Source organism: Streptomyces sp. SM10 (genome assembly GCF_002910915.1).
GTDB lineage: Bacteria > Actinomycetota > Actinomycetes > Streptomycetales > Streptomycetaceae > Streptomyces.
Window position 1 is genome coordinate 1 of sequence record NZ_NEUF01000184.1, and the last position, 12,084, is coordinate 12,084.

Genomic DNA, 12,084 nt, shown 5'->3' on the forward strand with positions numbered 1-12,084 from the left:
GCCGCGTCGCGTTCGGCCTCCCGGATGGCGACCGCGACGCGGGCGGAGCGGTCGGCTGCGGCCCGGTGGCGCAGGACCGCTTCGGCGGCCTGCCAGGCGGCGTGCAGGGTGCGCGCCTCCACCAGCTCGCGGCGCTGGGCGGCCGCGCTCTTCTCTGCGGCGGTCAGGGCCAGGGAGGCGTGCCGGTAGGCCAGCTCGGCGGCGATCAGGCCCTTCTGGCCACGGGCGGTCTCCGCCTCGGTGACGGTGCGGGCCGTGACCGTGACCTGGTCGGCGAGCTCGGAGGTGCGGCCGCGCTCCTCGGACGCGCGGCCGGAGAGCCTGCGGGCGAGGGTGCGGGTGCGCCGCTCGGCGCCGGCGTGGACGTCCCGGCTGAGGGCTCTCGCCGCGGTGGCGTCGACGATGCGGCCCAGCAGGTCGACGGACCCGGCGGTGAAGTCGCACTCCGCGGTGAGCTCGGCCCGGCGGCCCAGCTTGTTGCCGAAGCCGCTGACGAGGTCGGCGAGGCCGTCCGTGTCGCGGGTGTCGGTGACGGCCCGCAGCAGCAGGTCGGTGAAGTCGGAGTCCTTCTTGACGGCGAAGAGACCCGCCGCCTCGCCCTCGTCGGCGTTCATCTCGCGCTGGTATCGGAAGAGTTCGGGGTCGAGACCGAGGTCGCCGAGGTGTTCGTTCCAACGGTCGTGGATCTCTTCCCAGTGCACGTCCAGGTGCGGGTAGAACTTGCCGGCGTCGGTGAGGGCGTCGCGGAAGCCCTTCATCGTGCGGCGCCGGCCGCGGGCTCCCGAGACGCCTTCGGCGGGGCGGCCCACCGAGGTGGCCTCCGCGACGGGGAGGCTGTCGAGGCTGAGGCCTGGCCCGGGACGGAAGGAGTACCACGCTTCGGCGAACTTGCGGGGGTCGTTGGAGACCTGGCGGCCGCGCCATTCGCTGACCTTGCCGACGACCACGCACTCCCCGGTGAGCGTGTGCTGCCACTCCAGGGCGACGTGCCCGCAGTCGTCGGCGAGCAGGAACTTGCGCAGAACGCCGGAGCTGGCACCGCCCAGGGTGTTGCGGTGGCCCGGCAGCATCACCGAGAAGATCAGCTTGAGCAGGACCGACTTGCCGCCGCCGTTCTCCAGGAACAGGACACCGGCGGGTGCGGGGCGGCGCGGGGGGCCGACGGGCTCGTCCTCGAAGAACTCCGCCTGGGCCGGCGCCGGCCTGGGCACGGGCTCGCCGACTCCGCGCAGGTCGAGCACGGTGTCGGCGTAGCGCGCACCGGCGGGCCCGATGGAGTAGAGGCGGACCCGGGACAACTCGTACATGGCGGCGGACTCTCGTCGTTCAGGCGGCGGGCGGGCAGCTGGTGGGGCGGCGGGGCAGGGGCTCAGGAGTGGAAGGGAAGTCCCGCGTCGGCGGCCATCTCCAGGCCCTCGTCGTCGGGCGGGGGCAGCAGGGTGGCCGAGCCGTCCGTGACCGGGACGACGCCCAGCTCCAGCAGCTCGGCCATGGCGGCGCTGCCCGCCATGTCGCGTACCTGGAGCTGGTAGCGGGCCGTGGTGCGGTAGGCACCGCCCGCGTCGTCCCCGGTGCGCTGCAGGAAGCCCGAGTCGGTGAGGAAGGCGACGGCCTTGCCGATGATGCCCGTGGTCGAACCGGCGAGGCGTCGGGCGTCCTTCGTGGCTCCGGTGGAGCTCCGCCGGGCGTAGACACGCCATCCCGACTCCAGGCCGGGGGCGTCGGTGGAGGGATCGGTGTTGTCGCCCTGCTCCTCGGCCTTCTCCTCCAGGCGACGGCATGCCTGGCGGACGAAGGCGTCGACCCCGTTGACCGTGATGCGGCCGATGTAGGAGTCGTCGGCCAGGTCCTCGGGCCGGGGGAAGGCCATGGCGGCGACGGCGAGGTGGGCGAGACCGTGCAGGAAGCGGTCGGCGGAGTCGGAGGAGGCGCGCCGGGCGTAGTCGCCCATGCGGACGGCGAAGACCGAGTCCTCGCCCGCGGTCACGGCCATCCCCGCGCGGGTGGAGACCTCCAGCACGATGAGTCCGAGCCCGGTGGCGACCGCGTCGGCGAGCCGTGCGAAGGCGGTTTCCTCCCGGTAGCGGCGGAGCAGCTCGGTGTACTCGGCGTCGCGGGCCGGCATCAGCTTGGGCTGGAGCCCGAAGGAGACCAGCCGGGCCGCGTCGGCCGCGTCGGCGGGGGTGACCGTGGTGGGAGCGGCCGGCCGCGCGGCGTCGGCCGCGTGTGTGGGGGACGGCTCGCCCCACGCCTCGGTGTGCTCGGCGTACTGCTCGCTCAACTCGGTGGCTCCTCGGTACGGGTGCCGCGCTCGTGCGGCGGTGGGGGGCGGTGGGTCGGGCCGGGGATGCTCACGAGGCGTCCTTGCGGTCCGCGGCCATGCCCGCGGCGTCCAGCAGGGCCATGCCCACTATCAGGTCGGCCCCGCCGAATTCGTGGTCCTCCAGCGGGGTGCCGTCGTCGACGGCGAAGAGCAGCCTGCGTTCGCCCTGGCGGTAGGCCGTACCGACCGGCGGGCTCGCGGCGTGGACGGCGAGCAGGGCGACCAGGTAGGGCAGCTCGGGATCGCGCAGCCGGGCCTCCGCGAGGAGTCCCGAGAGCCGGCGCGGGGCGTCGTGCTCCAGATCGAGGAGGTCCATGGCGTGTCCGAGCTGCTCCTCGCTGAACCGGCTGTCGTCCGGGGTGGCGATGAGGTCGGGCTCGGGCATCTCGGCGCCCAGGTGCTCCCGCTCGACCGGGGGCATGAGCAGCAGGTCGACGAGGTCGCCGACCCGGACCGAGGAGGGCGTGCGCAGCCCGGTGCCGTGGGCGAAGAAGGCGTCGGTGGCCCGGGTGGCCTGCTCGACGGGAAGCGGCAGGAGCGGCACGACGAGCTGCCCGTACAGGTCGAGGCCGGCCTGGGCGGTGGGGGTGGCGAAGGCCTGCCGGTCCTGCTCCGCGCGGAAGAGCGGCCCCGCCTCCAGCAGCCTGGACTGGAGCTGGGTGTGGCGGCGGATGCAGTCCTTGACGATGTCGACGAGCTCGGCGGCACGACGCTTGTTCTCGGGTTCCTCCGCCTCGTCCCTGGCCTTGCGGATGTTGGTGAGGATCGCGTTCTCGTGGCGGTAGCGGTCGGCGACGTGGTCCAGCGCCTCGGCGATCATGTCGGGTACGGCGTTGAGCCAGTCGACGGCGCGGACGTTGCGCCGGGTCGCCTCCAGCGTCCTGCGGAGCGTCTCGGCGTACTGCACGGTGCGGTAGCGGGCCTGCTCGGCGGCGAGCTGCGCGTCGGCGAGGCGGCCTCTGCTGATGAGTACCTCCAGCTTCACCTCCGCGGCGATCTGGGCGCTGGTGACGTCCGTGTCGAGGGCGCCGACCAGGACGTTGACCGCCTCGTCGGTGGCGCGGAGGTAGACGCTGCCGCCGTGGCCGGGAACCTCCTCGATGAGCTTGAAGTCGTAGTCCCTGCGGACGTAGACGCCGTCGGGCCCGAAGGTGCCGTACACCGCGCGGAAGCCGCGGTCCACGCTCCCGACGTTGATCAGGTTCTCCAGGACCCAGCGTGCGACCCGCTCGTGCTCGGTGACGGGCCGGCGGGGCGCCTGGGCAGCGACCCGCGGGAGGAGCCTGGCCACTATCTGGTCGTGGTCGGCGCCCGTGTCGAAGTCCATGTTGAGGGTGACGAGATCGATCGCCGCGAGGGCGACCTCGGCCATCGCGTAGACCGTGTACTCACCGGCCAGATTGGCCTTGCGCACGTCGAGGTCGTGCAGCGGAGCCGTGCAGGCGAGCGCGCGCAGCCGACGCGAGAGCCCCTCATCGGCGGCGGGGCCCGGGGCGGGCCTCGGTCCCGCGCTGAGCTGGGGCGCAGCGGTGTGGGTGTCGGCAGGCGAAGTCACGCTGCACAGATTAGGTCCTCGCACCGACAACGGTCGAAACGGCGCAGAAGCGACCGGTCACGGGAGGCCGTAGCCGCCCCCTCCGGGGGTACGCAGCACCAGGACGTCCCCGGCCCCGAGCTCGGCGGTGTCGCATCCTTCGAGGGGGACGGTCGTGCCGTCGGCCCGCTCGACGTGCTGCTCCCCGAGGGCTCCGGGGTCGCCTCCGGCCATGCCGTAGGGCGGAACCCGGCGATGTCCCGACAGGACGGCCACGGTGACGGGTTCGAGGAAGCGGAGTCTGCGTTCCACCCCGCGCCCGCCGTGCCACCGGCCCCGGCCGCCGCTGTCCTCGCGTACGCCGAAGCTCTCCAGCAGCACCGGGTAGCGCCACTCCAGGATCTCGGGGTCGGTGAGCCGCGAGTTGGTCATGTGGGTCTGCACGGCGTCCGCCCCGTCGAAGCCGTCACCCGCACCGGAGCCGCTGGCCACCGTCTCGTAGTACTGGACCCGGTCGTTGCCGAAGGTGAGGTTGTTCATGGTGCCGGACCCCTCGGCCTGGACGCCGAGGGCCGCGTAGAGGGCGCCGGTGACGGCCTGGGAGGTCTCGACGTTGCCGGCGACGGTCGCCGCCGGGTGGACGGGGGCCAGCATCGATCCCTCCGGGACACGGATGTCCAGTGGCTTCAAACAGCCGCTGTTCAGCGGGATGTCCTCCTCGACGAGGGTCCGGAACACGTAGAGGACGGCGGCCATGACGACGGAGGTGGGTGCGTTGAGGTTCCCGGGCTGCTGCGGGGAGGTGCCCTGGAAGTCGAGGACGGCCCGGCGGGCGTCCCGGTCCACGGTCACGCTCACCGCGATGACGGCGCCGTTGTCGGTCTCGTACCGGCAGGATCCGTCGCGCAGTCCGGCCACGATGCGGCGTACGGACTCCTCGGCGTTGTCCTGGACGTGGCCCATGTAGGCCTCCACGACGTCGTGCCCGAACTGCCGGGTCATGTGCCGCAGTTCGGTGATGCCCTTCTCGTTGGCGGCGATCTGGGCGCGCAGGTCGGCGAGGTTGGTCTCCGGGTCGCGCGAGGGGTGGGCCGCCGTGGTGAGCAGGTCACGGGTCTCCTGCTCCCGGAAGGTTCCGTCGCGCACCAGCAGCCAGTTGTCGAACAGGACACCCTCCTCCTCGACCGTGCGGCTGAAGGCAGGCATGGAACCCGGTGTGATGCCGCCGATCTCCGCGTGGTGGCCCCGTGACGCCACCAGGAAGCGGAGGACGGGCTCCCGCCCGTCCGGGGGTTCGCCGACGTCGAACACGGGGGTCACGACGGTCACGTCGGGCAGGTGTGTCCCTCCGTGGTACGGATCGTTGACGGCGTACACGTCGCCGGGCCGCAGGGAGCCCTCGTCACGCCGCAGCACCTCCTTGATGGACTCACCCATCGACCCCAGGTGGACCGGGATGTGTGGAGCGTTGGCCACCAGGTTGCCGTCCGCGTCGAACAGCGCGCACGAGAAGTCCAGCCGCTCCTTGATGTTGACGGAGCGCGCCGTGTTCTGCAGTCGCACGCCCATCTGTTCGGCGATCGACATGAAGAGGTTGTTGAACACCTCAAGCATGACCGGGTCCACCCGGGTACCGACGGCGGTCCGCTCGGGGCGCGCCTCGACCCGGTGCAGCACGAGGTGCCCGGCCGGTCCCGCCGCGGCCTGCCAGCCGGGTTCGACGACGGTGGTGGCGTCGTCCTCGGCGACGACGGCCGGGCCCGTCACGGTGTCCTCGGCACGCAGGGACTCACGGCGGTACAGGCCGGTGTCACGCCACTCGCCGCCGGTGAACATCGGGACGGTGGCCAGGGGCCGGAGCGGCCCGCTCCTCGTGCCCGCGGGGGCCGGGGGCGGAGTGTGCGGTCCGGTCGTTCCGGTGGCTTCCACGGAGACGGCCTCGACCACCAGGGGCTTGTCCGCGGTGAATCCGTACCGCGCGCGGTGGGCCTCGGTGAACTCCTCCGTCATGGCGGCGACGGTGCCGTGGGCGACGGGCAGCCCGGCGTCCGTTCCGGCGTACCGGAGGAGGATCCGCGCCCGGGTGGCGATGGCGTCGTCGGGGACGCCGTCGGCGCGGAGTTCGGCACGGGTGCGCTCGGCCAGTCCGTCGCAGATGCCGGCCAGCCGGGTTCCGGTCCCCTCGTCGAGTCCGGCCTCGACGGACTGCTCGCGGATCGCGGTGGCGTCGGCGAGACCGATCCCGTACGCGGAGAGGACGCCGGCGAGCGGCGGTACGAGGACGGTGTCGATGCCGAGGGCGTCGGCGACGGCGCACGCGTGCTGTCCTCCGGCTCCGCCGAAGCCGGTGAGCGCGTAGCGGGTGATGTCGTGACCGCGCTCGACGGAGATCTTCTTCACGGCGTTCGCCATGTTCAGCACCGCGATCTCCAGGAAGCCGGCGGCCACCTCGGCGGCCGTGGGCCGGAGCCCGGTGGCGGCCGACACCTCCCGGGTGAGCTCCTCGAAGCGCTCCGCCACGAGGCGTTCGTCGAGCGGCTGGTCGCCCCGGGGGCCGAAGACGGCCGGGAAGTGGTCGGGGCGGATGCGCCCGAGCATCACGTTGGCGTCGGTGACGGTGAGCGGCCCGCCCCGCCGGTAGCAGGCGGGTCCGGGGTCGGCCCCGGCCGAGTCGGGGCCGACCCGGTGGCGGCGGCCGTCGAAGTGCAGCACGGAACCCCCGCCGGCGGCCACGGTGTGGATGCTCATCATGGGGGCGCTCATCCGCACCCCTGCCACCTCGGTGCCGAGCTCGCGCTCGAACTCCCCCGCGTAGTGGGAGACGTCGGTGGACGTGCCGCCCATGTCGAAGCCGATGACACGGTCGTGGCCAGCCTGCTCGGAGGTGCGGACCATGCCGACGACGCCCCCGGCGGGACCGGAGAGCACCGCGTCCTTGCCCCGGAAGTGCGCGGCCTCGCGCAGCCCGCCGTTGGACTGCATGAACATGAGGCGGATGCCGCGGAGTTCGGCGGCCACCTCCTCGACGTACCGGCGCAGGATCGGCGAGAGGTAGGCGTCGACGACGGTGGTGTCGCCGCGCGGCACGAGCCTGATGAGCGGGCTGACCTCGTGCGAGCAGCTGACCTGGGTGAAGCCCGCCTGCCTGGCTTCCTCCGCGACGGCCCTCTCGTGGTCCGGGTGGCGGTAGCCGTGCATGAGCACGACGGCCGCGCTGCGGATCCCGTCCCCGGCGGCGGCCCTCAGCCGCTCGGCCACGGCGGCGCGGTCGAGGCTCCTCACCACCACCCCGCGCGCATCGGTGCGTTCCGGGACCTCGATGACCCGGTCGTAGACGGCCTCGGGCAGCAGGATGCGGCGGTCGAAGAGGCGTGGCCGGTTCTGGTAGGCGATCCGCAGGGCGTCCCGGAAGCCTTCGGTGATGACCAGGGCCGTCGGTTCCCCCCGCCGTTCGAGGAGTGCGTTGGTGGCGACGGTCGTGCCCATCCTGACGCCCGCGACCCGGCCGGCGGGGACCGGGTCGTGGGGGCCGAGGCCGAGCAGCAGCCGGATGCCGGCGACGGCGGCGTCGCGGTGGCGGCCGGGGTCGTGCGACAGCAGCTTGCGGGAGATCAGCCGGCCGCCGGGGTCGCGCCCCACCACGTCCGTGAAGGTGCCGCCGCGGTCGATCCAGAACTCCCACCGTCCGGTCATCCCTCCATTCTGGCGTGAGGGACGAACCCGTGCAGAAGCGGCGTGCGGGGCAGATCGTCCAGTGCCTCGCGCAGCGCCTCCTCGGCCCGGGCGTCTGCCTGGCGCTCGTGGACGTCGGCGGAGAGGGCGCCGGCGACGGCGAGGTTACGGAAGTCCACGGACTGTCCGGTGGCTCCGAGCCCTTCCGCGAGGAGGGCCGCCCAGCCTCGCCGGCCGCCGGGGACCGGCTCTCCGACGCCCTCGGTCAGCGAGTCCCGAGGGCGGCGAAGCGCACGGTGTCACGGGCGGTTCCGGCGCGCGCCGGAGCGGGTGTGCCGGACCCGTTCGCCCTCCATCGCGGCGTGGTCCGGTCGGACCCCTCCAGGCGGTCGGGGCGCAGTGCCTCCAGGAGGCGCCGGAGCCGTCCGCGGTCCGCCAGCACCCGGTAGCCGCCGGTGCCCGGAAGCTCCGTCCCGGGCAGGGTGAGGACCCTGCCCTGCGGGGTGCCCACGTCGCTCGAGGTGGCGCCGGGGACGATCAGCACCGGCTCGTGCCCCGCCGCGCGGTAGCCGCGCCCGAGTTCGTCCAGCGCGGTGCGCAGTCCGCCGGAGGCCGGGGTCACGAAGTTCGCCGGCCGTACGATCCTGAGCCCGCCAGGGGCGTGCCCGTTCACGCGGCCACCGCCGTCCGGCCGCGCAGGACCTTGCCGTAGTGGCCCAGGAGCTGGTCGCCGACGGCTTCCCAGGTGCGGCCCTCGACCGTCGCCCGCGCGGTCCTCCCGAAGGCCTCGGCGCGGGCGGGGGCCGTGACGAGTGCGGCGACCGCGTCGCGTACGGCCTGCGCGTCGTGGGGCGGCACGAGGAGCCCGGTGCTCCCGTGGGCCACGAGATCGAGGGGTCCGCCGGCCGCCGGGGCCACGACCGGGACCCCCGAGGCCATCGCCTCCTGCACGGTCTGGCAGAAGGTCTCGTAGGGCCCCGTGTGCACGAAGACGTCCAGGGAGGCGAAGAAGCGCGCGAGGTCCTCCCCGGTGCGCCGCCCGAGGAAGACGGCGCCGGGGAGCGTCGCGCGGAGCGACGCCTCGCTCGGGCCGTCGCCGACGACCACGACGCGCACCCCGGGCAGCGAGCAGGTGTGGGCGAGGAGTTCGACGTGCTTCTCGGGCGCGAGCCGGCCGACGTAGCCGATGATCTTCTCCCCGCCCGGGGCGAGGGTCCTGCGGAGCGCCTCGTCGCGCAGGGCGGGGCGGAACCGTGCGGTGTCGACTCCGCGCGGCCACAGGCGTACCCGGGGCACGCCGTGGTCGATGAGGTCGCGCGCCGCCGCGGACGAGGGCGCGAGGGTGAGGTCCGCGGCACTGTGGACGGCGCGCATGCGGCGCCATGCCGTGCTCGCGCCGGTGCCGAGATAGGTGCGGGCGTAGCCGGCCAGGTCGGTCTGGTAGACGGCCACGGCGGGCAGCCCCAGCCTGGTGGCGACGGCCATGCCGCGGACTCCGAGGACGAACGGTCCGGCCAGGTGGACGAGTTCGGCGCGGTGCCCGGTGAGCGCGGCGGCGAGCCGCCGGCCGGGGAGGGCCACCCGGACCTGCGGGTAGCCGGGCAGGGGCAGGGAGGGGACGCGTACCACGGGGCAGGGATCGCCTGCGTACGCGGAGTCGGTGGAGGCCGTCGCCCCGGCCGGGGCTATGACGAGCGGCTGGTGACCGCGGGCGGCGAGGTGCCGGGCGGTCTGCAGGGTGCAGTGGGCCACACCGTTGACATCGGGCGGGAAGGATTCGGTGACGATGACGACGCGCATACGGGTGTTGTCACCGCACCGGGCGTGCCCCCGCCGACTTGGATCTTTCCACCCGTGGAACGTCTGGGAACGTCCTGTGGGCGTGTGCGCCGCGCGCCCCCGGCGCGCGGTTTCCGGGCTCCGTCACCGCGGAGCCCCGGTTCAGACGGCGGGCGCGTCAGGCCCGATCCTGCTGCGTACGGCGGTCTGGACCTCGGCCTCCTCGGCGGGGTCGGCGGCGAGCCGCCGCAGCCGTTCGGCGACCCGGATGTCACCGGTCTCCGCGTGGTGTGCCGCCAGCTCCCGGGTGGTCTCCTCGCAGTCCCAGAGGCATTCGACGGCGAATCCGCTGGCGAAGGACGGGTCGGTGGCCGCCAGCGCCCGGGCGGCCCGGCCCCGCAGGTGCGAGGAGGAGGTCTCCCGGTACACATGGCGCAGCACGGGAGCGGCGCAGGCGATGCCCAGGCGGCCCGTGCCGTCGACGAGGGTCCACAGGAGCGGGGCGTCGGGACCCTCTCCCCGGACGGCCTCGCGCAGCGCGGCGAGGACGAGCGGCGCGTCCTGTGCGGCGCCGCGGCAGGCCAGGACTCCGCAGGCCGAGGCTCCGAGCGCGTCGGGCCGGTGGGCCCAGCGACGGGCGCGGTCCACGGCCGCGTCTCCGCACATGCGCTCGAAGGCGGCCACAGCGGCCTCGGCGACGGTGGGCGACGGTCCGGCGACGGCCTGTTCGACGAGGTCGAGCACGGCGGGGTCGCGGGCCTCCGCGAGATAGTGCAGGGCGGCGCCGCGCGCGCCCTCGGTTCCGGCGCGGGCGGCCTCGATGATCAGGGGACGGTCCTCGGCCCCGGCGACGGCGGAGAGGCAGCGGGCCGCCGGGACGTGGAGCACGCTGCCGCGCTCCAGTCCTTCCTGGGCCCAGTCGAAGACGGCCTGGACGCTCCAGCCGGGCCGTGGTCCGCCGGGCCGCATCTGTCGCTGCCACCGGTCGAAGGAGCCCTGCTCGGTCGCCGCCCTGACCCTGGCGCCGACACTCTCGCGCGGGTCGTCGGCCCAGAGCCTCCAGGGGCGGGGCTCGAAGGCGTCGCGCACGGCGGCCGCGAGGTCTGCCGAGCCCTCCGCGGTCGCGGGGAACCGGGCGAGCACCGGCTCGGCCAGGGTGCGCAGCCCCGCGTCGTCGTCCCGCAGGGCCAGTTCGTCGAGCGCCCAGGCCCAGTTGGCCCCGGTCGCGGCGTACCGGCGCAGGAGCGCGAGGGCGTCGTCGCGTCCGTAGGAGGCCAGGTGCCCGAGGACGGCGAGCGCGAGGCCCGTGCGTGAGTCGTCGGTGTCGAGGTGGTCCTCGGCATCCCACAGGTGGCGTTCGATCTCGTCGGTGCCGCCGTCGAGATCGAGGTACAGGCGGGCGTAGTAGAGGGAGCGGTTCTCGACCTGCCAGTCATGGCGCGGATCGCTCAGGACGCAGTGGTTGAGCGCCGCGAGGGCCTCGGGACGCGGGGCGGCGAGCGCGTGGAGCGTGCCGTCGCCGCGGCCCCTCTGCAGCAGGCCGAGCAGTGTGCCGCTCGGCGCTATGAACGGATCGAACATGGGGAAAGCCTCACATCAAGCTGTCGACGCAACCGGGACTGTGCTGTTCCATGTGCCGGGGTGAGTGACATCCCCTAGGCCGCGCAGCAACATGATCGGCCGACCGCCGTCTTCTGCCTGGTGCTCATCTTCCTCTGCCTCTCGTCGGTGGTCCGGAACGGACCCGCGACGTCATGATGACCCAGCCATTTCGCCGACGCGACCACATTTACGGCGCACCGGCCGGCCTCCCGCCGGGAGGGCGTCTCAGCGCGCACCGAAGAGTTCCAGCAGGTCGTCCTTGCCGAACATGCGTGCCGTGTCCAGCGCGGATGGTGTTCCGGCGGCCGGATCGGCCCCCGCGGCGAGCAGCGCGTCGATCACTTCGCGCTCCCCCTTGAAGACCGCTCCGGCCAGGGGTGTCTGCCCCCGGTCGTTGGCCCGGTCCGGGTCGGCGCCACGGCCCGCGAGAGCGGTCACGGCGGGGGCGTGCCCGTGGTAGGCGGCGAGCATCAGCAGGGAGTCGCCCCGGTCGTTGGTGAGGTTCGCGGGGACTCCCGCGTCGACGTAGGCGGCCAGGGTGTCGCTCTCGCCCCGGCGGGCCAGGTCGAAGACCTTGGTCGCCAGCTCGACCACTTCGGGATCGGGGGTTTCGCTCATCGGGCGGGCCGCCTTCCATTGCCGTTCTCGCCGTTGCCGACCTGGTGGGGGTACGGCGTGGGGGCCGTACGAGTGAATCGACAGGGTACTGCTCCGGGGTGGTCGTCAGCCTGCCCCGGAGCGGCGGAAGATCACGCCGAGAGAGCCACTTCCCTTCGGAGGACGGGCCGGTGCGGCCCCTGGGAGCGTCCGGGCAACGACTTTTCGCCCACCGGTCGAGTGAAATCAATGGATATTCACTCAGTTGCACCTTTTATCGTATAGGTACATCTTGTGATCCTGGAAGTACTCATGGTGACTGACCCCTCAACCAGGAGAACCGCTCATGATCCTCTCCATCTCGGGCGTGGTACTGCTCGGCATCATCGCCTTCCTGTTCTTCAAGAAGGACGGGCTCAAGGCCTCCCACGGCCTGATCTGCGCCCTGTTCGGCTTCTATCTGGCGGGCACCGCCATCGCTCCGAGCATCACGGCGGGCGGGGCGAGCCTCGCCAGCATGCTCGGCGGAATCAAGTTCTGACGCCCCGAAACCGCTCCCACCACTTCAGGAGACCGA

At 73.3% G+C, this 12,084-nt stretch carries 8 protein-coding genes and 2 pseudogenes; 1 reads left to right on the forward strand and 9 read right to left on the reverse strand.

From position 1 onward, the window contains the following. The 9 genes and pseudogenes from B9S57_RS31040 to B9S57_RS31080 all read right to left on the reverse strand — a co-directional run. Positions 1-1,307: pseudogene (locus B9S57_RS31040) on the reverse strand (hypothetical protein); the annotation flags it as partial. Between the two features lie 62 nt (positions 1,308-1,369). Beyond that, complete coding sequence (locus tag B9S57_RS31045; RefSeq protein WP_103760493.1) at positions 1,370-2,281, reverse strand: hypothetical protein; 912 nt, start codon at positions 2,279-2,281, stop codon at positions 1,370-1,372. Positions 2,282-2,351: 70 nt separating this feature from the next. Next, positions 2,352-3,878, reverse strand: a complete 1,527-nt coding sequence (locus B9S57_RS31050) for a hypothetical protein (protein WP_103760494.1) — start codon at positions 3,876-3,878, stop codon at positions 2,352-2,354. Positions 3,879-3,935: 57 nt separating this feature from the next. Further along, complete coding sequence (locus B9S57_RS31055) at positions 3,936-7,550, reverse strand: hydantoinase B/oxoprolinase family protein (RefSeq protein WP_103760495.1); 3,615 nt, start codon at positions 7,548-7,550, stop codon at positions 3,936-3,938. Beyond that, on the reverse strand, positions 7,547-7,708 hold the full coding sequence (locus B9S57_RS34790) for a hypothetical protein (RefSeq protein WP_181011543.1): 162 nt from the start codon (positions 7,706-7,708) through the stop codon (positions 7,547-7,549). The genes B9S57_RS31055 and B9S57_RS34790 overlap by 4 nt, the downstream gene beginning before the upstream one ends. A gap of 173 nt (positions 7,709-7,881) precedes the next feature. Further along, positions 7,882-8,202, reverse strand: a pseudogene (locus tag B9S57_RS31060) (glycosyltransferase family 1 protein); the annotation flags it as partial. After that, on the reverse strand, positions 8,199-9,329 hold the full coding sequence (locus B9S57_RS31065) for a glycosyltransferase family 1 protein (RefSeq protein ID WP_103760496.1): 1,131 nt from the start codon (positions 9,327-9,329) through the stop codon (positions 8,199-8,201). The gene B9S57_RS31065 and the pseudogene B9S57_RS31060, both read right to left, overlap by 4 nt. Before the next feature lie 141 nt (positions 9,330-9,470). Next, on the reverse strand, positions 9,471-10,889 hold the full coding sequence (locus tag B9S57_RS31070; RefSeq protein WP_103760497.1) for a hypothetical protein: 1,419 nt from the start codon (positions 10,887-10,889) through the stop codon (positions 9,471-9,473). A 246-nt stretch (positions 10,890-11,135) separates the two neighbouring features. Beyond that, a complete protein-coding gene (locus B9S57_RS31080) occupies positions 11,136-11,528 on the reverse strand; it encodes an ankyrin repeat domain-containing protein (protein WP_103760499.1) in 393 nt (130 codons plus the stop codon). A gap of 325 nt (positions 11,529-11,853) precedes the next feature. On the opposite strand from B9S57_RS31080, the gene B9S57_RS31085 reads away from it, so the two are divergent. Continuing rightward, entirely contained in the window at positions 11,854-12,048 is a 195-nt protein-coding gene (locus B9S57_RS31085; protein WP_056787333.1) for a hypothetical protein, read from the forward strand. The last annotated feature ends 36 nt before the right edge of the window (positions 12,049-12,084 follow it).